Annotated in this window: 15 protein-coding genes and 2 pseudogenes; 8 read left to right on the top strand and 9 right to left on the bottom strand. The window is 64.2% G+C overall.

Annotation, left to right across the window (positions count from 1 at the left end):
- Nucleotides 1–214: 214 nt before the first annotated feature.
- From LFT46_RS18275 to LFT46_RS18255, 5 genes and pseudogenes are all read right to left on the bottom strand, one after another.
- On the bottom strand, nt 215–4,525 hold the full coding sequence (locus LFT46_RS18275; protein ID WP_236820596.1) for an RHS repeat domain-containing protein: 4,311 nt from the start codon (nt 4,523–4,525) through the stop codon (nt 215–217).
- A 362-nt stretch (nt 4,526–4,887) separates the two neighbouring features.
- Nucleotides 4,888–5,985, bottom strand: a complete 1,098-nt coding sequence (locus LFT46_RS18270) for an IS110 family transposase (protein ID WP_236822076.1) — start codon at nt 5,983–5,985, stop codon at nt 4,888–4,890.
- A 458-nt stretch (nt 5,986–6,443) separates the two neighbouring features.
- A pseudogene (locus LFT46_RS18265) lies at nt 6,444–7,662 on the bottom strand (IS110 family transposase).
- A 486-nt stretch (nt 7,663–8,148) separates the two neighbouring features.
- Complete coding sequence (locus LFT46_RS18260; protein WP_018762471.1) at nt 8,149–8,301, bottom strand: hypothetical protein; 153 nt, start codon at nt 8,299–8,301, stop codon at nt 8,149–8,151.
- An 897-nt stretch (nt 8,302–9,198) separates the two neighbouring features.
- Entirely contained in the window at nt 9,199–9,414 is a 216-nt protein-coding gene (locus tag LFT46_RS18255; protein WP_442863657.1) for an IS3 family transposase, read from the bottom strand.
- A gap of 194 nt (nt 9,415–9,608) precedes the next feature.
- Here LFT46_RS18255 and LFT46_RS18250 point away from each other — a divergent pair.
- The 4 genes and pseudogenes from LFT46_RS18250 (at nt 9,609) to clpB (ending at nt 14,402) form a co-directional block, all read left to right on the top strand.
- Nucleotides 9,609–10,137, top strand: a pseudogene (locus LFT46_RS18250) (single-stranded DNA-binding protein).
- A gap of 86 nt (nt 10,138–10,223) precedes the next feature.
- On the top strand, nt 10,224–10,532 hold the full coding sequence (locus tag LFT46_RS18245; protein ID WP_236820595.1) for a hypothetical protein: 309 nt from the start codon (nt 10,224–10,226) through the stop codon (nt 10,530–10,532).
- Complete coding sequence (locus tag LFT46_RS18240) at nt 10,529–11,587, top strand: sulfate/molybdate ABC transporter ATP-binding protein (RefSeq protein ID WP_236820594.1); 1,059 nt, start codon at nt 10,529–10,531, stop codon at nt 11,585–11,587. The genes LFT46_RS18245 and LFT46_RS18240 overlap by 4 nt, the downstream gene beginning before the upstream one ends.
- A 172-nt stretch (nt 11,588–11,759) precedes the next feature.
- Nucleotides 11,760–14,402 carry an ATP-dependent chaperone ClpB gene (gene clpB / locus LFT46_RS18235; RefSeq protein ID WP_236820593.1) on the top strand — a complete coding sequence of 881 codons (2,643 nt, stop codon included), beginning with the start codon at nt 11,760–11,762 and terminating at the stop codon, nt 14,400–14,402.
- 43 nt (nt 14,403–14,445) lie between these two features.
- On the opposite strand, the gene LFT46_RS18230 is transcribed toward clpB, so the two are convergent.
- Nucleotides 14,446–15,126 (bottom strand): septum formation family protein, encoded by a 681-nt coding sequence (locus tag LFT46_RS18230; RefSeq protein ID WP_236820592.1) that lies wholly within the window; start codon nt 15,124–15,126, stop codon nt 14,446–14,448.
- Between the two features lie 270 nt (nt 15,127–15,396).
- On the opposite strand from LFT46_RS18230, the gene LFT46_RS18225 reads away from it, so the two are divergent.
- Complete coding sequence (locus tag LFT46_RS18225) at nt 15,397–15,630, top strand: DUF3073 domain-containing protein (protein ID WP_142135039.1); 234 nt, start codon at nt 15,397–15,399, stop codon at nt 15,628–15,630.
- Between the two features lie 216 nt (nt 15,631–15,846).
- Nucleotides 15,847–16,620, top strand: coding sequence for a VOC family protein (locus tag LFT46_RS18220; RefSeq protein ID WP_236820591.1), 774 nt, complete (start codon nt 15,847–15,849; stop codon nt 16,618–16,620).
- A gap of 72 nt (nt 16,621–16,692) precedes the next feature.
- On the opposite strand, the gene purM is transcribed toward LFT46_RS18220, so the two are convergent.
- Genes purM through LFT46_RS18205 form a run of 3 tightly spaced genes read right to left on the bottom strand, consistent with a single transcriptional unit; the run spans nt 16,693 to nt 19,877 of the window.
- Entirely contained in the window at nt 16,693–17,838 is a 1,146-nt protein-coding gene (purM, locus tag LFT46_RS18215) for a phosphoribosylformylglycinamidine cyclo-ligase (RefSeq protein ID WP_236820590.1), read from the bottom strand.
- Entirely contained in the window at nt 17,835–19,505 is a 1,671-nt protein-coding gene (gene purF, locus LFT46_RS18210; RefSeq protein WP_236820589.1) for an amidophosphoribosyltransferase, read from the bottom strand. Before purF ends, purM begins: the two co-directional genes overlap by 4 nt.
- A gap of 57 nt (nt 19,506–19,562) precedes the next feature.
- Nucleotides 19,563–19,877, bottom strand: coding sequence for a hypothetical protein (locus LFT46_RS18205; protein WP_236820588.1), 315 nt, complete (start codon nt 19,875–19,877; stop codon nt 19,563–19,565).
- Nucleotides 19,878–20,202: 325 nt separating this feature from the next.
- Between LFT46_RS18205 and LFT46_RS18200 the strand changes: the two genes are divergently transcribed.
- Both LFT46_RS18200 and LFT46_RS18195 read left to right on the top strand, forming a co-directional pair.
- Complete coding sequence (locus LFT46_RS18200) at nt 20,203–21,288, top strand: S-(hydroxymethyl)mycothiol dehydrogenase (RefSeq protein WP_236799833.1); 1,086 nt, start codon at nt 20,203–20,205, stop codon at nt 21,286–21,288.
- Entirely contained in the window at nt 21,288–21,908 is a 621-nt protein-coding gene (locus LFT46_RS18195; protein ID WP_236799831.1) for an MBL fold metallo-hydrolase, read from the top strand. Before LFT46_RS18200 ends, LFT46_RS18195 begins: the two co-directional genes overlap by 1 nt.
- The last annotated feature ends 369 nt before the right edge of the window (nt 21,909–22,277 follow it).

Here is a 22,277-nt window from a genome sequence, read left to right as displayed (position 1 = left end):
GGCTGGTGCAGCCCTTCCTCGCACTACTCTTTAGGCCGTTTCCCGTTGTTGTTTTGTCGGTTCCTGAAGAAGGTTGCAAGTTCAAAAACGGCCACAAGTGCGGCACTAACTGCTAGCGCAAATCCGCCGAGCCTAAGGTCATTGTTCTGGGCCGTGGCTCCCAAATAAGCGCCGACCCCGGCGACCACGAGCCATCCTACGATAGCTAGGCGCTTCATGAGCATGCCACAGCAGAGGATCCGGCACCGATACTGAGCGAAGCTAATCTCAACCCAAGCGCAGTGGCTCCCCATATGCTGACAGGAGCCGACACAGGCGCGGTAGCAACAAACAAGAACAGACCAATCAGTAGCCCGACGCGGGAAACGGCACATCCCTCGGAAATAAGACCGGTCGAATCAGTTGCATTTACTGGGTTGCAGCTGACGTAGGCGTAGCGGTTGGATTCTTGCCCTGAGGGGTCGGGTTGGGTGAAGCGTCCGCGGCCGGGGTTGTAGTAGCGGGCGCCAAATTTGATGCGGTTGCTGGTCGTGTCGTTGTAGCCGCCGGCGTAGGTCCAGGGGTTGGTTGCTGCTTGTGTGCCGGTGGTGCTGGTGGGCACGCCCCAGGAGTCGTAGGTGTAGGTCGCAGCTTTTGCCTGGGCGCTGTCGGTGAGCAGGATGGTCGAGCCGAGTGCGTCAATGGTGTAGTAGTAGCTGGCGCCGGCACTGGTGCGCATGCTGATGAGCCTACCGTCGGGGTCTCGGATAAACGAGGTGCTGGCACCTGATTTGGTCTGCTGCGCGACACCGAGGGAGCCGTTGAGGAAGCTGGTGGATCCTGCGGCGAGGCGTTCATCGTTGCGGGTCCCCGCGTAGGTGTAGTTCGTTACCGTCGAGCCGTTGGTGTTGGTGATGAATTGGTTGAAGACGTTGTACGCCTGGGTGGTGCCGGTGGAGCCGGCGAGGGTGGTGTTGCCGTTCGCGTCGTACCCATACATCACGGCCCCTGATGGTGGAGCGGAGCAGGTACCGGGTGTGGTGGCGTGCCAGCAGAGCTGGTCTGCTGCGTTGAACGTGGTGTAGACGGTGGCGGTCCCAGTCTTCGCTTCGGTCAGCCGGTTGCTGTTCGCGTCATAGGTCCACGAATCCGTGACGCCACCGCTAAGAGATGAAGTGAGTCGGTTGAGCTTGTCATAGCCGTAAGTCGTGACCGCTCCGGTGTCGGTGCTCATGGTGGCGCGGAGCGCACCGTCTTTTCCTGCATTGCTGGTGTAGGTGTAGGCGCGTTTGGCCAGGACGGTGTTGCTGGCGTTGCTCGCGGTGATGTCCGTGATCTTGCCTGCCCCGTCGTACGTGGTGGTGTTCTTGACTTCGTTGGGGTACTTCGTGACGGTGCGCCGGTTGGCCTTGTCGTAGTCGAAGCCGGTGCATTTGGTGCTGTTCGGGAACACCAGGACGGCCGGACAGGACCCACCGGGTTCAGCCAGGGCGGTGAGCCGGTTGGCGCCGTCGTACCGGTAGGTCACGGTTCCGAGCGGGTCAGTGTAGGTCAGGATATTCGAGGCCCCGTCGTAGGTGACGGTGGTGGTGACCCCGCCGATGGTTTTACCGGTGGGCCGGTTCTGCGCATCCCAGGTGTAGGTGGTGGTTCCGCCGGCATCGACGCGGGTGGTGAGGTTCCCGGCGTTGTCGTAGGTGTAGGCGACGCAGGTGGCTGGCACGCAGGTTGCGGCGTAACGGATCTGGGTGATCCGGTCGTTGTTGTCGTAGGTGTAGGTCGCGGTCTGGTTCTTGCCGTCTTTCGCCGTCCCGACCCTGCCGACGGCGTCATAGGTGTAGGTGGTGGCTCCAAGCGGGGCGGGCGGGGTCACGGTGGCAACGTTCCCCGCAAGGTCATAGGCGTAGGTCGTTTGGTTGCCGTTGCCGTCGGTGGATCGGCACAGTGATCCGGGCTTGGCGCCACAGCTCGTTCCTGCCGCGTCGCCCTGGTAGTAGCGGCGGGGTGTACCGCCGAGCCCGTCGGGGGTCAGGATCGCTAACGGGTTTTTGGTGTTGGGGTCGTACTGGACGGTGCTTGTGTTGCCCTCACTGGTGGTGGAGGTGTCCGGGCGGTAGTTCAGTAGCGGGTCCCCGATAGTCGTCGGGTAGGTGAAGGACACCTCCCCTGCCGTCCCTGTGGGCCCGGCCAGAGGTGAGGTGATCTTCGTCAGGGAATTACCCGCATTGTAGGCGTAGGTGGTGGCCTGCCCGAGCCCGTTGGTGCTGCTGGTGCGGTTGTCGTGCCCGTCAAACTTTGCCGAGGTGGTGTTGCCGTTCGGGTCCGTGGTGGTGAGGACGCGGGTTTTGCTGGCGTCCAGGGTGTAGGTGGTCTGTTTGCTGTTCGGGTCGGTCAGGTAGGAGAGGCTGCCGTCCGCGTTGTGCGTCTGGGTCCAGGTCGCGGCCGCGGCGGTGCCTTGGCCGTAGGTGATGGTGTTCACCCATCCGTCCGTGGCGTGGGTCAGGGCCGTGGTGTTGGTGCGGCCGTCGGTGTAGGAGGTGAGTTTGCCGTTGGTGTAGGCGAAGGTGGTGACCGTGCCGGTGGCGTCGGTGATCTTTGACATCCGGCCTTCGCCGCCGCCGTATTCGATGTTGACGGTGCGGTTCAGGGAGTTGTCGGTTATCGCGGAGGGCTGGTTCAGGTTCCGGGTGTCGTTGTAGACGTAGGAGATGGTGCGGCCCTGGGTGTCGGTGGTCTGGGTCAGCCGGCCGTTGCTGTAGGTGTAGCTCACGGTGTTCGGGTTGATGGCGTTCGCGTCGACGGAGCGGACCATGGCGAAGTTGGTCCCGTCGTCCTGGTAGACGTTGGTGATTCCGGTGTCGTTGAACCGCAGCCAGTACTCGGTGGTGGAGATCTTGGTCAAAGAGGCGTTCAGTTCCTGGGCCATCGCGTACGCGCCGGCGGTGTTGGCAAAGGTGTACCAGCCGCCGTCCGGGGCGGTGTAGATCATGTTGCCGGTCGGAGGGTCGATCCTCAGTGCCGTTTCCAGCCGGCCCATCGACAGGGTGGGGCGGTGGTCGTACCTGGTGTTGTACCGCCAGGCGACGTTCATGTCCTGCCCGATGCCACGGATGTTGAACAGCCGGCCGGTGAGAACGGCGTTGCCGTTGGTCGGATTGAGTGCGATTTTCGCGGAGTCGGTCAGGGTGTGGGGAACCATCGAGGCCTTGCCCCGGGCCCCTGACTGGGAACCGTCAACGGTGACCGGTGGGAGCAGGTTCGCGTTGTTGAACCAGCCCTGGGAATCGATCACGTAATTGACGGGGCTGGATCCTTCGTTGTAGATCATGATCTTCCCCGTGGTGGCGCTGGGTCGAACGACAACGTTGTTGGACGCCGGATCCGGGGAGTAGTTCACGGTGCTCAGGTTCGGCTCGGGCTCATCCGAGGGCCAGATCCGCAGGAACCCGCCGCCACTGCTCAACGGGGTCACGTTCATCATCACGCCGGCCAGGTTTGTCGAGGCCACGGGCAGGCCGCCGACCCCGGCGATCTGCAGCTCGATCCTGCCGTAAGGCGCGATTGGGGTGTTCGTCAGCCTCGAGTCGTACAGCCGGGACTCAACCGTCGTGAAAGCACTGTTGGAGACCTGCCCGTCAAAATAGCCCTGGATATCAACGATCACGTTCACCCCCGCCGTGGACGCATAGTGCTTGATATCCACGACGCCGGCGGCATTGAGGTTCAGGACCGCCGCGACGGCGGTGATTTCATTGCCGCGGAAGTTCAGTGAGGTGCCCGGGCCTGCCCCGGCGTCGAAGCCGCCGCCGGGAAGGGTCTCGAAAATCGGGTTCGGGGCATCGGTGCTGATAACGGTGATATTGGCAAACACAGCCGTTGCGGTGTCCGGGACCCCGCCCTTGCCCTTCAACGTCAGGCTCTTGATCCCCGTGCCCGTCCAGGCACCGGCCGGGTAACCCGTCCCGTCGCGGGTATCAATCACCCGGGATGTTGGCACCGAAACGAACGCGCCCGGAGCCGGGGTATCCCCACTGGTGAAATAGCCCTGAACATCGACGATGAACTGCTGCGAGGTAGTGGCCAGCAAGGCAAGCTTGCCGTCGGTCCCCACGGCGACAATCGCGGAATTGGACATCGTGTCCCCGGTCCCGGAATACAACACCGTCGTCTCACGCTGCCGGGCGGTGTTCGGCACGACCTGCGCTGCACTGGCACTGGTACTTCCCACAACCGTCAACGACACCAACACCGCATCCACACCAGTGGTCGGGACCCCGCCTGCGCCCAGGATCTGGAACGGGTACCACGTGTTCGGCGTCAGCGGACCGGTAATCCCGCCCTGACCGGTTCTGGTGTCCACCACCCTGCCCTGTACCGGCACAAACACACCGGCCTGCACCGAAGGTGTGGACTGCATCGGAGCCAGGCCCGGCGTCTGGATGGAGGCCGGAGCAGCGGAGACCGAACCGACACTCCCAGGAACGGCGAACGCCGGTGCGCTTAGCCCCGCGATCGTGATGCTCAGGGCAACAACGGTGGTGATCACCGCCCTGATGGCAAGAAAACCGGCTGAGACAGGCCGAAAAATGGCAGAACGAATCGAGCGCTGAACAGTAGACATCCCCCACGAGCTTTCTACGAAAAGATCCGCGGCAATCCCCAGTTACCGAAAGCCCGAACCCCCCAACGAGTGATGCCCTGACGCTAAACCCCCACGCCAAAAATCAGCAACGATTTGATCAAAACCTTGGACAAAACTGCGGAAGTGCCCGCCATCATTTTCGAAAGCCCATCCGTCACTGTCGTGCAGTTGCGCTGGCCGCGTTCTTGGCAATGCCTGGAGGTCCGGACGACCGCCGCCAAGGCTGATCATCCTGGGTGATGTACTTCGTGTGCTCCCATTCCGGGCTAAGGGGCTGCCCCGGCAACGGGTGATGGGACCGGTTCGGCGGTGGCGTAAAGGGTGTTGAGTTGGCGGTAGAGGGTTCGGGCGATGTAGCGCTTGAGGGATCTGCGGATTTCGCGGTAGCTACGGCCTTCTTGAGTGCGTTTGGTGACGTACTCCCGTGTTCCGGGGTCGTGGACCATCCGGGTCATAGTGATGGTGTGCAAGGCTCGGTTTAGGCGTCTATCACCGCCCCGGTTGAGCCTGTGTCGAACAGTGTTACCGCTTGAGGCTGGCAAGGGATTCACCCCTGCCAGTGAGGCGAAGGCAGCTTCGCTGCGAACCCTTCCTGGATGCGACCAGGCTGTCAGGACAGTGGCGATCGTGACAGCCCCGGCACCCACCATCTCCAATAGCGGCGCAGCGGGGCTTTGCTGAATTAGCTCTGTCATGCGCTTCTGGTTCGCACCCAGCTGAGTGGTTACTTCGATAACGCGGCGCGCCAACCGAACTGCTTCCTCGCGCGCGATAGACAGTTCGATCGGCTCCTGTCGCTCCCGCCATCTGGTGATCGTCGCGATCTGGGCGGGAACCAGCGGTTTACGGGCGTCGATTCCGAGATCATGGGCTCGGAGCAAGGCGATGAGTGCATTGACATTCATTGTTCGGTCCCGGGTCAGCTGGTCCCGGGCGGCGCTGAGGATCCTGAGTCCGGCACGGGTTCCTTCATCCCGGCGTGGAGCTCGGAGCTGGGACTCCTCCAAGCCAAGGACAGCGGCTCCGATGGCGGCGGCGTCCAGCGGGTCCGATTTGCCCAGCCCCCGACGGCCTCGGGCGTTCATCCGTGGGGCCTCGGCGACGTCGTAACCGGCGTCCGTTACTGCCCGGGCCAGACGTGCCCCATATGAGCCGATACCCTCAACAGCCCAAAGACACCCCATATCGCCGTCTGTCCGTCGGCCTACCCAGCCAAGTGCGCGGGACACCCCTGCCGGGGTGGTCGGGAACTGCTCGCACGCGATTTGTCGCTTGGTGCTGGCCTCGATGATGGCGTACGTGTGTGTGCGGGCGTGACAGTCCACGCCGATGACGAACGGGCGGGTCTGCGCAACGATGGTCAACGCGGCCACCCTCCTTCCTTTCGAACGGGCAAGACTGGTCGCATCACGACCGGCGCTGAACCTGGGAGGTGTCACTTCGAGGCAAAACTGTGATGAGCCACAACCTCCAGAGGCTGGGCAAGCTTCTGATCAAGCCACCGTCGTGGGACAGGTCAATGCCGGTCGCTCCACCCCGCGCGGACAAATCGGGGGAAACGCACCCTCAAGGGGCAATTGTTTTTTCGAGTCACGCGCCAGGCAGAACGACCGGCATCAACACTGCCAGCTAGTCCCAGACCAACCGCTGCAAGACTCACAGAATCCTTCTATCCCGCGCTGTTGAATCCATGAACTACTGTCAGCGAGCCTTCAAGTTCTTGTCAATGGTCTGGAAAGCCGTCCTCGCCGGGACCGCTCTATCGCCATGATTCAGCCCGCGTAGTGGCTCTCCTGCTTAGGTTGTGTGGTTGGGGTTGTGGTCAGGCGGCAGATGCGAAGGCGTGTTGCTCATCGAATGGGTTCCGGCGTTTTGAGACAGAAATAGAGCTGCCCGAGGAACCGGTTAAAGAGGTTGCGCTGGGCAGCTGCGTGCCAATCGCCAGCTGCGCGGCGCCGTCGGTAGTGTTCGTAAGCACCCGTGGAGCATTTGAGGGAGGCGAAGGCCCATAGAAATCCTGCGTTCATGAGCCGGTCGTTTTTGACGTATCGTCGGCCGACGTAGATCTTCTTCCCTGATGCGCGGGTGATTGGTGCTGATCCGGCATAGGCCTTCAGCGCTCGGGCGTCAACGAATCGCGTGGGATCGTCCCCCACTTCCGCAAGTATTCGTGCGCCGAGTTGGACGCCTAAGCCTGGGAAGCTCAGAAGAATTTGTGCGTCTGGGTGCTGCAGGAAGGCTTCTTCAACGGCTTCGGCGAGTCTGTCTGCCGCTATGCATGCAGCGTCCAGTTGCAGTAGCAGGGATGCTAATTGCATGCCCATGGCGTCCTCGACGGTCTGTGGGTGCTGGGCGTAGTTAGCCCGGAAGATCTCCTTGATTCTGGCCGCTTCAGCCTCGATTCCCCTGCTGCGTCCTGATCGGCGAAGGGCTGCTTGCAGCTGTGTTGTCGTAAGTTTCGCCGCCCGGGCAGGGGTAGGAGCGATGGTAAGGACCACTCGGGCATCTTCCCGGATGAGGCCATTCTGTTTGGCGAGGAACGCCTGGAGGGCTGCAGGGTAGTAGCACCTCAGGAGCGAGCGGACCTGGTTGGCTATTTGCTGCCGCGCCCAGACAGCGTCTTGCTGAGCGCGGGCCAAGACGGTGATTGCTTGGGCCAATTCGCTGTCCTGCGGCAGGGGTCGGTGGGCTGCCATGTCGGTACGCAGGATGTTTGCCAGGACGAGCGCGTCGCCGTGGTCGGATTTCTTGCCGGAGAGTGCGTACCTATCCCGGTACCGGGCGGCTGAGAGTGGGTTCACCGCGTAAATCCGGCGGGTTCCCGTTCGCAAAGTGGCTACCAAAAGCCCATGGCTGGTCTCGATCGCTATGGGGATCGGGGCCTCCGGGCTGTCTCCGTGCGCAGCGAGCAGTTCCAGTAGGCTCTTGTAGCCTGTGGTGTCATCTGTGATGCGTTGCTTGGCGAGAAGCTCGCCCGCGTCGTTGACGAGCGCGATGTCGTGGTGGTTTTCGGCCCAGTCGATGCCGCAGTACACGTTCAATTCCTGCTCCTAACTCTTTTCCCTGTATGGGTGAGCCTGTTCGGGGCACGCGGCGACCTAATTCCAGGACTCTTTGGTCCGCCATCTCACTAGCCGTTCGTGACACCGGCTCATCCAGGGGGCCTCAGTCTTAATCAAGAGCTCGGCGGCTCGGGAATTTAGAGAGAGGTCTCCCCTTGATGGGCTCGCACCACAAAGAGCTTCCCCCTGGCAGTCCTGCCGGGTTCGCAGACACTCCGCGGGAGCTAGGAAACCGCTTAGGACGCGAAAAGGAGGACGGGTAACCTTCTGTGACGGGCTTCGGGACGCCCAGTCGGCCGAGTGGCTGCCGCTCTTTTGCGAGGCCTCAGGGGCCAGGAAATTTATAGGAGTACACCGGCAGCCCAGGTGTCAGGAAACCCGTCACAGTTAGCGGCTTCGAAAGCCCAATTGGAGCCGCTAATACAGAATTAGGAAATCTATGGTGCAGCGTCAGCGCTGCAGTGGTTACGGCTCGTCGAGCCGGTGGTCTTCCTGGGGAAAGTCTACGGGGCCGGTCGGTGGGCCTGCGGTGAGCAGGCGCAGCTCCAGGAAGTCTTCGATCGGGCTGGCGTCGGGGGCGACGGTGTCGTCCTCGGTCATGCGGATCTCGTCGGCCACGGGTTTCCTTGCCTGCTGTAGGACTGATTGCGTCCTTTCACAGTAGTGGCAGTTTCTGCGGGTTGGCTGGAAGTGGCTGCGCCCGCGGCAGCGTCATCGCGGCCGGCGGAGTGCGCTAGCGGGGGAGGCCGCCGCGCACCTGGGGAAGATCCGACGGGAAGGGCCGGACCCCTTGGGTGAACTGGTCCCCAAATGTTGGACCCTTAGATGTGCCGGATCCACTCTAGCGGCCAAAGAATCGCTGTCGTAGAGAAGGTCCTGCCTCGCTTAGGAGAGGACCTTCTCTACAACCTCTCGTTCGCTACTGGCTTGCAAGTTGTTGGACAACGGATGCAAGAAGTATTCCTATGCCAGTTGCTACAAGGGACAGTCCGAAAATTACCAGTCCTGTGCTGCAAAAACGCCTGAGGCCTTCAGATGAGAGATCCTTTGCAAAGCCTCTAAGCCCGTCCATCATTGAACGGGCGAACCAATTCCGGCTCAAGATGATGAGCACACCGGAGACCACGCAGGCGGCAGCAGAATAGAGCGAGGGCGACAAAGTTATTCTCCTTCAAATTGACCGCCTGAGAGGCGGTACACGAGGAGGATCACACCGGCAATAATTCCTAAGGCGGCAAGCGTCCTGTACTGAAGCCGTTGACGCCTGATATACCGGTCAACGTCCTGGCCTGGGTGACTACGTGAGTAGCTTCTCGCCGCGAAGCTTTCCATCAGTCGGCCTAGAACGAGCATAGCCAGCCCACAGCAAACCCAGATTACGCCGACCAGCTCTGGCGTCGACATCAAATCCTCCAGTCCGTAGCTATTGAATATTGTTGCGCATTCACAGATTGGTGGTTAGGTCACGTTGCTTAGGTCCGGGTGGATTCGCGGAGTAGTTGTAGGTGAATGGACTTAGGCCGCCATAGTCTGCGCACGGTACTGGATCGGACTGAGGCCCTTGAGCTTTGTGGAGATTCGTTCAGTGTTGTACCAGTGGATGTATTCGTGCAGCGCTGACACCAGAGCATCGGTGTTGAGGAATCGGACGCGGTGGAAGAGCTCTTCTTTGAGGTGTCCGAAGAAGTTCTCAATGACGGCGTTGTCGTAGCAGTTGGCTTTGCGAGACATCGATTGGACCGCACCGACGTCCGCCAAGAGTGCCCGCCAAGATGGTGATGTTCTCGGTGTCTGGTGTGGGTTCGTTTTGAGGTCCGGTCCCACCTGGTTGGTCGTGGGTGCGGTCGTGTGTGAGTCCCAGAGCCCACCTTCCCCGAGCGGGCGGCGGCTGATCGCCTCAAAGTACCGGTCATCCCCACCGTTACCTGGGTTGGCGTAGTCGTCGTACAGTAACAACCATTATTGTCATTGGAAACCTGACATCGGACCCCGAGCTGCGCTTCACTCCGAGTGGGTCGGCGGTAGCGAACTTCACCATCGCGTCAACGCCCAGGACGTTTCGACCGTCAGTCCAACGAGTGGAAGGACGGGGAGACCCTGTTCCTCCGTGCCAGTGTCTGGCGGGAAGCGGCGGAGAACGTGGCCGAGTCTCTGACCAAGGGCATGCGTGTGATCGTGACCGGCCGGCTGAAGTCCCGTTCCTACGAGACCAAGGAAGGTGAGAAGCGCACCGTTATCGAGCTCGAGGTGGACGAGATTGGCCCCTCACTTCGGTATGCGAATGCCAAGGTCAACCGCACCCAGCGCAGCGCCCAGAGCGGGCAGGGGAACGGCTACCACAATGCCAACAGCCAACCCCAGACCGGGCCCCAGGACGATCCCTGGGCCGTGCCGGCCACCAGCAATGCCGCCGGCGGATGGGGCAACGGACCCGACTCCGAACCCCCGTTCTAAGCAGTACAACTGTCGGGGTCAGCAGATACGCTGGCCCCGACAGGCAGCGCCCTCTAATCCAGACCACGAGTAAAAAGGACCACCCAATGTCGCATGCAGATGACCTCCGCGCCTGGGCGCGAGGCATGTACCCCACCGAGGCAGCAACGGAGCTGCTGCTAAAGGCGTTCGGGGGGAAGTTCGCTGCACCCGGTAATCCGTGGGTGCACACGAGCGGCGAACCCGAGGGGCCCAATCAGGTGAAGGCGTGGATCGACTTCGCCGCCATCCCCGAAGAGGTCGGGCCGCTCTCCGGCGGGGAACGTCGTTTCCTCATCCGGCGCCCGGCAGCGGGCCGCGCCGGATCCGGACAACGCACGACGGCGGCCGCTCCGGCAGGAGGGAGCGCACAGTGACGCTGTCCTTCCAAGCGGCCGTGGCCGGCCGGGGGTTCGACGTGGCCCTGACCGTCCGGCCGGGCGAAACCGTCGCCGTCATGGGACCCAACGGCGCCGGTAAATCGACCCTGCTGTCCAGCATTGCCGGCCTGCTGCGGCCGGACAGCGGCCGGGCCGAACTCAACGGCAGGACGCTCTTCGACCTCGATGGGGCACAGCACACCTGGTCGCCGCCGCACGACCGCGGCACGGCCCTGCTCGCCCAGGAACCCCTGCTCTTTCCCCATTTGAACGTTCTGGAGAATGTCGCTTTCGGGCCCCGGAGTGCCGGCGTATCCAGGCGGGAGGCCAAGGAGCAGGCCCTGCGGCTGCTGGCAGACGTCGAAGCGGACCATCTGGCCGCGCGTCGTCCTGCCGAGCTCTCGGGTGGGCAGGCCCAGCGCGTCGCCGTGGCCCGGGCGCTCGCCGCCGACCCTGCGCTCCTCCTGCTCGACGAGCCGCTGGCCGCCCTGGACATCCACTCCGCGCCGCTGCTGCGCCGCCTGTTCAAGCGCGTCCTGGCCGGGCGGCAGGCCATTATCGTCACCCACGACGTGCTGGATGCGCTGATGCTCGCGGATCGCGTGGTGATCCTGCAGGACGGCAAGATTGCGGAGGAGGGTCTCACCCGGACCGTCCTGGAGCGCCCGCGAAGCTCTTTCGCCGCCGGGCTTGCCGGGCTGAACATCGTTGCCGGCACCCTCGACGGCACCGGGGTCCGGACCGATGGCGGCCTCAGGGTCACCGGCCACGACGACGAACCCGGCCACCTGCACACGCCGGGCGGTTCCGGCGTAGCCGTCTTCCCGCCGTCGGCCGTTTCCGTGTTCCTGACGGACGCACATGGAAGCCCCCGGAACTCGTTGGCTGTCACCATCACCGATCTGGAGCCGCACGGCGACCAGATCCGCGTCCGCGCCGGAAGCCTCGCCGCGGACATCACGCCTGCCGCTTCCGCGGACCTGGGCCTCGTCCCGGGCATGAAGGTGCACTTCGTGGTGAAGGCTGCCGCCGTGTCCGTGTACGGAACCTAAGGGCCCTGAACACAGGGCCGGAGCCGGTTCCCGGGAGGCCCCCGGTTCTTGAAAGGTCCTCGGGCTCTGGACAGCCGTTTCGCCTTGGGCAAACATGGCTAGTGGACCTCCCCGTTCAAAGTTGAGCGTAGTAGACTCAACTTAGTCAACAAGCCCCCGAAAGGAGCTCTCTTTGGACGTCAAATTCACCACCAAGAGCCAGGAGGCTCTTTCCGCCGCGGCAATGAACGCCTCGACGGCCGGGAACCCCCAGGTGGAACCGGCCCACCTCCTCAAGGCCCTGATGGACCAGCGGGAGGGCGTGGCCGTTGCGCTGCTCCGTGCGACCGGGGCCGACCCCGACGCCGTCAGCGTCCAGGCCAGCAGCGCCATCAAGGCCCTGCCCGCAACGTCCGGCGGCTCCAGCCAGCAGGCCCAGCTGTCCCGGCCTGCGCTGCAGGCCATCCAGCACGCCAAGGAGGAGGCTGACCGGCTGGGCGATTCGTTCGTGTCCACCGAAGTGCTCCTGGTGGGCCTGTCCGCCGGCAATGACGCCGCTGCCCGCCTGCTGCGCGACGCCGGCGCTTCCCGCGAAGCCCTGCTCGCCGCGCTGCCCGGCGTCCGTGGCGACCGCAAGGTGGACAGCCCGGACCCGGAAAACACCTTCCAGGCACTTGAGAAGTACGGCACCGACCTGACTGCCATGGCCCGCGCCGGCAAGCTGGACCCCGTGATCGGCCGCGACTCTGAAATCCGGCGCGTGGTCCAGGTCCTGTCCCGGCGCACCAAGAACAACCCGGTGCTCATCGGTGAGCCCGGCGTGGGCAAGACCGCCGTAGTGGAAGGCCTGGCGCAGCGGATGGTGGCCGGGGACGTCCCGGAAAGCCTGCGCGGCAAGACCCTGATCTCCCTGGACCTGGGTTCCATGGTTGCCGGTGCCAAATACCGTGGTGAGTTTGAAGAACGGCTGAAGGCGGTGCTTGAGGAAATCAAGGGCTCCGATGGCCAGATCGTCACCTTCATCGACGAGATCCACACCGTGGTGGGGGCCGGCGCCACCGGCGACTCCTCCATGGACGCCGGCAACATGCTCAAGCCCATGCTGGCCCGTGGCGAACTGCGGCTGATCGGTGCCACCACCCTGGACGAGTACCGCGAAAACATCGAGAAGGATGCGGCTTTGGAGCGCCGCTTCCAGCAGGTGTACGTAGGTGAGCCCAGCGTGGAGGACACCATCGGCATCCTCCGCGGACTGAAGGAACGCTACGAGGCGCACCACAAGGTGTCCATCGCCGACTCCGCGCTGGTGGCGGCGGCCACGCTCTCCAACCGCTACATTTCCGGCCGGCAGCTGCCGGACAAGGCCATCGACCTGGTCGATGAGGCGGCTTCACGCCTCCGCATGGAAATCGACTCCGCCCCGGAGGAAATCGACCAGCTCCGCCGGCAGGTGGACCGCCTCACCATGGAGGAACTGGCCCTGAGCGGCGAATCGGACCCCGCGTCCGTGGAGCGGTTGGCCGCACTCCGTGCCGACAAGGCGGACAAGGAAGAGGAACTCTCCGCGCTGAATGCCCGGTGGGAAGCCGAGAAGGCCGGCCTCAACCGGGTAGGCGACCTGAAGGCCAAGCTGGATGAGCTGCGCTCCGCCGCTGACAAGGCCCAGCGCGAAGGTGACCTGGAGACGGCTTCGCGGATCCTCTACGGCGAAATCCCGGCGCTGGAACGCGAGCTGAACGCCGCCGCGGAGGCCGAGGCTGCCGTCACGGACAAGCCGGCGCAGATGGTGGCGGAGGAAGTGACCGCGGAAGACATCGCGGAGGTCATCTCGGCCTGGACGGGCATCCCCGCCGGCCGGATGCTGCAGGGCGAAAGCCAGAAGCTGCTGCACATGGAGGAGGAGCTGGGCCGGCGCCTGATCGGCCAGGCCAAGGCCGTGAAGGCAGTGTCGGACGCCGTCCGGCGCGCGCGGGCGGGCATCAGCGACCCCAACCGCCCTACCGGTTCGTTCCTGTTCCTGGGCCCCACAGGCGTGGGCAAGACCGAGCTGGCCAAGGCCCTGGCTGACTTCCTGTTCGACGACGAGCGTGCCATGGTGCGCATCGACATGTCCGAGTACAGCGAGAAGCACAGCGTGGCCCGCCTGGTCGGGGCGCCTCCGGGATACGTGGGCTACGAGGAAGGCGGCCAGCTGACCGAGGCCGTCCGCCGCCGCCCGTACTCCGTGGTGCTGCTGGACGAGGTGGAGAAGGCGCACCCCGAGGTGTTCGACATCCTCCTGCAGGTGCTCGACGACGGCCGCCTCACCGATGGGCAGGGCCGCACCGTGGACTTCCGCAACGTGATCCTGGTGCTGACCTCCAACCTGGGCAGCCAGTTCCTGGTGGACCAGTCGTTGAACGCCGAGGCCAAGCGCAACGCCGTGATGGCCACCGTGAACGCGTCCTTCAAGCCGGAGTTCCTGAACCGGCTCGATGAAGTGGTCCTGTTCGACGCCCTTACGGTGGAGGAACTGGCGCACATCGTGGAACTGCATGTGGCGGAACTGGGTCGGCGGCTGCACGAGCGGCGGCTCACCCTCGATGTCACCGACGGCGCCAAGGCATGGCTGGCGTTGTCCGGCTACGACCCCGCCTACGGTGCCCGGCCGCTGCGCCGCCTGGTGCAGCGCGAGATCGGCGACCGGCTGGCCAAGGCCATCCTGGCGGGCGAGATCAGCGACGGCGACACAGTCCTGGTGGACACCGCGCCGGACTTCGGCGAACTCACCGATTCCAGCGTCGACACGCTGACCGGTGCCCCGAGCTCAGGGCTGTCGGTCCGTCGGAAGGACTAGCCTCGCGCTGCGGTTTGGGTGTGCTGCCCCGGCAGGCTCTCTGTCAGGGCAGCACACTTGCGTTGATCACGTTGCCGCCGTCGGCCGCGACGTAGCAGTCCACCCGACGGTCGCCTGATCCCCAGCTGGTGGTGCTGGGGTAACTGCGCTGGTAGTTGAGCGGGAACTGCTTCGCCGCCGGGCTGAGCTTTGCTGCCTGGCAGACCTCCAGCGCTTTTGCCTTGAGCGGGTCCGCACCCGGATACTCGGCGTCCTGCGGGTAGTGCAGGGTGGCCACCAACTGCGCCGAATGGGGCGTGTCACAGGCCACCACCGTGGACGACAGCGCCTGCGGGTCGAAGTCCTTGAAGCAATCACCAACGGCGTACGCGGCGGGTGCCACCCCTTCCCGGGGGAGGGGCTGGGGGCTGGCGGGCGGAGTGACGGCGGTCTGCAGCACACCCGGTGCAGCGGCTTTCGGTGCCTGGGTGCCCGGGGAAGAGCCCAGCCACACGGCAAGCCATACCAGCGATCCCGCAACCGCCAGGATTACGACGACGAGAAGCGCCTTCCAAAAGGCCGGCCGCCTGTTGGCGCGCTTTTCCAGGGCGGGCTCGTGGGGCGTTTGGGACCAGGTGACGGATTCCGGCGCAGGAGCTGACGTACCGTTTCCGTTAGGGATCTTAGGCAGGCCTCCGGTGCGCGGCGGCGAGGACGGTTTTGGCGGGAGGTCCTGCTGGTTCACGGGTGCGCATCCTCCTGGTTTGGTTCCGCGGCTCGCCAACGGCCGGATAATATCGGCAGTTCTTAGGTGACTCTACCGAAGAAAAATGCCGGAATCCCGCGGGTGGGAGTGCGTCATGGTACCCCACCGGGCCGTGCGGGCCTCGAGGCGGCAAGCGGGGCCCGCCGAAAGCATGTAATCTAGGTGTACGACAAATTGACCAAACATTCCGGGGCCTCACCGATCGCCAAGGTGACCACCTCCGGTCCAAGTACAAAAGGGGGTCACGCCATGGGGCGCGGCCGTCAAAAGGCAAAAGCTACCAAGCAGGCTCGGGACATCAAGTACTACTCCCCGAACACTGACTACTCGGCACTTCAGCGTGAGCTGACGGGCCCTGCCAGTCGTTCAACGAGCCGTTACTCGAATGAGCCGGTCGAACCGGACTATTCGGCTTATGTGGATAAGTACGCGGATGATTTGGATGACGATGACGACGAGGTTGACCACCGTCGCATCGGCTAGTTGTCGCAAGCCCGCCGTGGCTCTGGCCCGGCTGCTGTGGCGCTCAAGCACAGACTGATCCCGCAGGAATGCGGACGCAGGTAATGTGCGGGAACTCCTTTTTGATACCCGGTTCGGGTGACCGCTTACAGCGCGAAGCCCGCTGCCACCCCGGATTACCGGTGCGGCAGCGGGCTTTCCGTATTGCTTCACGGACCGGATTGGTAACCTGACCGGATGACTGTTCGGACCACGTACGCCAACGGCGAGCCCTGCTGGGCGGATCTGCAGACCCCGGATGTTGCCGCCGCCAAAGACTTCTACGGCCGTATCTTCGGCTGGACCTACCAGGACTTTCCCACCCCGGATGGCCGCAGCTACGCGCAGGCCTTCGTGGGCGGAGAGCTGGTATCCACGATCGCACCGCAAAACCCCCTCCAGTTGGAGGCCGGCACTGCCGCAAAGTGGAACATCTACTTCTCCGCCAAGGATGCCGCGGACGTGCTGGAAGAAGCACGCCACACCGGTGGCACTGCTTTGTTCGGCCCGGAGCCGGTGGGCGATACGGGAGTGCTTGGCTTCCTGGCCCCTCCCGGCGGTGGAACCACCGGGATCTGGGAGCCCGGAACGCACTACGGAAGCCGCTTGTTCAACGAGCCCGGTGCGCTTGCCTGGGCGGAACTGTTCACGCCCGAGCCTCCGGCCGCCGTCGGCTTCTTCCAGCAGCTGTTCGGGCATGAGGTCACCGAGTATCCCCAGGACGACGGCGGCAGCTACAGCACGCTGCTCATCGACGGCAGCGAAGTGGCCGGCGTCGTTCCTGCCGATGAATGCGAGCAGGCCGACTGGCAGGTCTATTTCGGCGTGGCGGATGTTGCAGGGGCGGCAGCGGCGGCCCAGGCAGCAGGCGGCGAGGTCCTGGTGGAGCCGGACGAATACCCTGTCGACGGTTCACTGGCCACCATAAGGGATCCCCAGGGCGGAGTGCTCAACCTGATCCAAGTCGATTAAAAGCATCGAGTGCTGAGTACTTGTCGTTCCCAGGCGTGAAAACGACAAGTACCCAGCAATGGATGGAGGGTTTTAGGCGTAGGCGTTGACCAGGCGGACAGCTCCGCCGTCCACGCCCTTGGCGCCCTGCACGTAATCGGGGCCGGACTTGTCGATCGAATCGGAGTCCGCGGTGACGGTGCCCATGATCCAGGACGGCAGCCCGCGCTCGTTGAGGCGGGCCACGGCGGCATCCGCTGCTTGGGGGGACACGATGGCCACCATGCCCACGCCGAGGTTCAGCGTGCGCTCCAGGTCGGCCAGGGGGACGTTGCCCAGTTCGGACACGAGCTTGAAGATGGCCGGCAGTTCCCAGGTGGCGCGGTCAACCGTGGCCACCAGGCCCTGCGGCAGGACACGGGCCAGGTTGGCGGCCAGGCCACCGCCTGTCACGTGGCTGAAGCCGTGCACGGCCGCGCCGGCGCTGACCGGGAAGGTGCGGGCCAGGTCCAGGCAATCGGCCGCGTAGACGCGGGTCGGCTCCAGGAGTTCCTCACCCAGGGTGCGGCCCAGTTCCGAGACCTGGCGGTCCAGCGCCCAGCCGGCATGGTTGATGACGCGGCGGACCAGGGAGTAGCCGTTGGAGTGCAGCCCGGAGGAGGCCATACCGATCACCACGTCCCCGGCGCGGACCCGGTCCGGACCCAGCAGCGCGTCGGCCTCCACTACGCCGGTGGCTGCACCGGCAACGTCGTACTCATGCTCGCCCAGCAGGCCGGGGTGCTCGGCGGTTTCGCCACCCACCAGGGCGGTGCCGGCTACGGAGCAGGCGGAGGCGATGCCGCGGACGATGTCGGCGATGCGCTCCGGGACAACCTTGCCGCAGGCGATGTAGTCGGTCATGTACAGCGGCTCGGCGCCCACCACCACGATGTCGTCCACCACCATGCCCACCAGGTCGAACCCGATGGTGTCGTGGATGTCCATCGCCTGCGCGATGGCCACCTTGGTGCCCACGCCGTCCGTTGAGGTGGCCAGCAGCGGCTTCCTGTAGGTCAGCAGCCTGGAGACGTCGTAGAGGCCCGCGAAGCCGCCCACCCCGCCGATCACCGAGGAGTTGTGGGTCGCCTTGACGGCATCCTTCATGAGCTCGACGGCGCGGTCCCCGGCTTCAACGTCCACGCCGGCGGAGGCGTAGGTGATGCCGGAGTTTTCTGCGGCGGGGCTGGCGGAGGTCATACGGAATCCTTCTTGTCGGCGCTGGTGGCGGCGTGTACGTCGGGCACGAGGTCGGCTTCGGTCAGCAGGTTCTCGAATTCGGAGTCCGGGCCCGGATCGCAACCGGTGGCACCGGACTTTTCCGCGGGATCCTCGGTGGCGTCAACGGCCAGGGCGGCGGTTTCACCGGGGAGCGCGGACGGGGAAGGCTTCAGGCCGCCGAGGTCCGTGCGCTCCAGCAGGTTCTTGCCCAGCTTGTCCGCATCGGGAAGCTTAATGGGGTATTTGCCGGTGAAGCAGGCAGTGCAGAGGCGTTCGCGCGGCTGCCGGGTGGCCCCGATCATGCCGTCCTCTGAGATATAGGCCAGTGAGTCGGCGCCAATGGCCTGGGAGATCTCTTCAATGGTGGCGCCGTTGGCGATCAGCTCGGCCCGGGAGGCGAAGTCGATGCCGTAGAAGCAGGGCCACTGTACCGGCGGGGAGGAAATCTTCACGTGCACGGCGGCAGCTCCGGCTTCCCGGAGCATCCTTACGATGGCCCGCTGGGTGTTGCCGCGGACGATCGAGTCATCCACCACGACAACGCGCTTGCCGCGGATCACCGATTCCAAGGCGTTGAGCTTGAGCCGGATGCCCAGCTGGCGCAGGGTCTGCGACGGCTGGATGAAGGTGCGGCCCACGTAGGAGTTCTTGACGAAGCCGTGGGCGAAAGGGATGCCGGATTCCTCGGCGTAACCGACCGCCGCCGGGGTGCCGGACTCCGGTACGGGGATGACGATATCCGCAACCTGGGTGTTTTCCCGGGCCAGCTGGCGTCCCATCTCCACCCGGGATTCGTACACGGACCGCCCTGCTATGGCGGCGTCCGGGCGCGCAAGGTACACGTACTCAAAAACGCAGCCCGCCGGCGTCGGCTCCGCGAAGCGCTTGGAACGCACCCCGTCCTCGTCAATGGCGATGAACTCACCCGGCTCGATCTCGCGGATGAAGCTGGCACCCACGGTGGCCAGGGCGGACTGTTCGGACGCGACGACCCAGCCGCGCTCCAGCCGGCCCAGGACCAGGGGGCGGATGCCGAAGGTGTCGCGCGCCGCGTAAAGGGTACCTTCATCCATGAAGACGAAGCAGAAGCCGCCTTTGATCTTGGGCAGCAGTTCGGTGGCGGTTTCCTCGAGCGTCTTGCCCGGCTCGCCCTCCAGCAGGGCGGTGACCAACGCGGTGTCCGAGGTGTTGCCCTGCTTCATTTCACCGGTGAGATGACCGCCGTTGCGTTCGGTGATCATGGCGTTGAGTTCCACGGTGTTGGTCAGGTTGCCGTTGTGTGCCAGGGCAACCGTGCCAGTGGCCGTGGCGCCGAGCGTGGGCTGTGCATTGGCCCAGTGGCTGGCGCCGGTGGTGGAGTAGCGGCAGTGGCCCACAGCCAGGTGCCCGGTCAAGGTGTTCAGGGTGGTCTCGTCGAAGACCTGGGAGACGAGGCCCATGTCCTTGTAGACGTTGATCCGTTTGCCGTCGCTGGTCGCTATGCCAGCCGACTCCTGACCGCGGTGCTGCAATGCATACAGCCCGTAATAGGTAAGTTTTGCTACTTCCTCACCCGGTGCCCAGACGCCGAAGACGCCGCAAGCGTCCTGGGGGCCTTTTTCGCCGGGGAGAAGATCATGGGAAAGTTTTCCATCGCCGCGTGCCACTGATCGATTATCGCACGATATGGGGTATGTCTTTTCCGGCCACCGGTTTGTGACCTGCTAGCCCTGGGGATCGGTATCGGGCTCTGAATCCGGAACAGCCTCCACCACGGCCGTCTGCTGCCGTTTCACGCTTCGACGGTCAAGGACCAGCGCCAGGCCAGCACCGAGGATGGCACCGATGGCAGCGAACATGATCAGGAAGAAACCGAAGACGGCTGCGGGGTCGAATGACGCGTCGCCCGGAACCGCATATGCCACCACTGCGGCAGCGATAATTCCCACCACGGCACCCAGGATCAGGAATGGAACGTATTTGGGTGCCCGGCGGACGGTTACTTCGCGCCGCTCGGCAGGGGTTTCTTCAAAAGCCATGCCATCCAGCCTACTGCCGGACATTTGGGCCACATAACAGGACGCCGGGCGGCGGGAGCCCAGGTTTCCTGCCTCGCCAAACTTCGCCCGGAAAGGATCCGTGACCCGCGCCGCAACTGGCCTGCAACTGATATATCTATTGACACGACCTGTAGCCGCTGCCATATTTCCCGTTAGTGCTTTGTGCAACTTGTTGTGTAATCCGCAATCATCCCGCAGGTCGCACTGGCCATGGCGAGACCCCTGGGCCTTGGCACGTCAGCTAGATTGGCACTTGGTGCCGACTCACCGGATCCAGCCGGATCCAGGAAAGGAACACAAGACCATGGTCCACAAAGTCCAAGCAGTTGTGGTTAAGGAAAAGAACGCCCCGGTGTCGCTGGAGACGATCCTGGTGCCGGATCCGGGCCCGGGGGAGGCCTTGGTCGACATCCTGACCTGCGGTGTCTGCCACACCGACCTGCACTACAAGCAGGGCGGTATCGGCGACGACTTCCCGTACCTGCTCGGTCACGAAGCCACTGGCGTGGTTAGCGCTGTCGGCCCTGATGTCACCTCCGTGGCTCCCGGCGACCGGGTCATCCTGAACTGGCGCGCTGTGTGCGGCGAGTGCCGCGCGTGCGCCAAGGGCCAGCCGCAGTACTGCTTCAACACTCATAACGCCACCCAGAAGATGACCCTCGAGGACGGGACCGAGCTTTCCCCGGCCCTGGGCATCGGCGCCTTCGCCGAAAAGACCCTTGTGGCTGCCGGACAATGCACCAAGGTGGACCCCGAGGCGGACGCTGCCGCCGTCGGCCTGCTGGGCTGCGGCATCATGGCCGGCATCGGTGCCGCAATCAACACCGGCGACGTCAAACGCGGCGAGTCCGTGGCAGTGATCGGCTGCGGCGGCGTGGGCATCGCGGCGATCGCCGGCGCCAAGCTGGCGGGCGCGACGACAATCATCGCCGTGGACATCGATGACAACAAGATTGAGATGGCCAAGTCCCTCGGTGCCACCCACGGCGTGAACTCCAAGCAGGAGGACGCGGTGGAAGCCATCCGTGCCCTCACCGGAGGATTTGGCGCGGACGTGGTGATTGACGCCGTCGGCCGTCCTGAAACCTACAAGCAGGCCTTCTACGCCCGCGACCTTGCCGGCCGCGTGGTCCTGGTGGGCGTGCCGACGCCGGAGATGACGCTGGAACTGCCGCTGCTGGACGTCTTCGGGCGCGGCGGCTCGCTGAAGTCCTCCTGGTACGGTGACTGCCTGCCCTCCCGCGACTTCCCCATGCTGGTGTCGCACTACAAGCAGGGCAACCTGGACCTGGACGCCTTCGTCTCCGAACGCATCACCATCAAGCAGGTGGAGGAAGCGTTCGAGAAGATGCACGAGGGTAAGGTCCTGCGCTCGGTGGTGGAGATCTAATGGCAGTCACCATCGAGAACCTGGTCACCTCGGGCACTTTTTCGCTCGACGGCGGCACCTGGGACGTGGACAACAACGTCTGGATCGTGGGCAACGATGAGGAATGCGTCATCATCGATGCGCCCCATGACGCCGCTGCGATCATCAACCAGGTCCGCAGCCGCAAGGTCAAGGCCATCCTGCTCACCCACGCGCATAACGACCACATCGGCGCCGCCCGCGAAGTAGCAGACGCTCTGGGCGCCCCGATCCTCCTGAACTCGGAGGACCTGGTCCTGTGGGAGCAGGTGTACCAGGACGCCAAGCCCGACCAGTACCACGCCGACGGCGATGTGTTCGAAGTTGGCGGGTCCACGCTGCGTGCCATCCACACCCCGGGGCACTCGCCGGGATCCACGTGCTTCTACCTCGAGAGTGAAGGGACGGTCTTCACCGGGGACACGCTGTTCAACGGCGGCCCGGGTGCCACTGGCCGGTCCTACAGCGACTACCCGACCATCCTGACCTCCATCAGGGAGAAGCTGCTGACCCTGCCCGCTGAGACCGTGGTCCGCACAGGCCACGGCGACAACACCACCATCGCCGCGGAACGGGAAACACTGGCCAAGGTGGCGCAGTAGCCAACAAAGAATCGATGCAGTAAGCCCGTGAAGGGCGGAAACAGCGACGGCGACAGTCCGGCAGGTGCCGGTGTCGCCGTCGCTGTTGCATGTTCCCGGTAGTCACGCAGGGTTGTTGCCGTCCGGCCCCCCTCCGGATCCAGGTCCCTGCCGTAGCCGCCGGCGGAAGCCAAGCGCCCGCGAGGTGGCACTTCGCGGCAGTCCAAAGCACTGGGATTGCCGTCAAATGCCAATTCGCGGGCCGTTCCGGGGTGAAAAGTGCGGGTTTATTCGACGCTGCACCTGACACGCAAGGCCTGTTGGCGGCACGCATCGGACGACACATTCCGGGCTTTTCCGTCATATCTGAAATTCATTGACAGCGGGGGT

Origin of the sequence: Arthrobacter sp. FW306-07-I (assembly GCF_021800405.1) — a bacterium.
In the GTDB taxonomy this organism is placed as follows: Bacteria; Actinomycetota; Actinomycetes; order Actinomycetales; family Micrococcaceae; genus Arthrobacter.
This window is presented reverse-complemented; position numbering and strand designations above follow the sequence as displayed.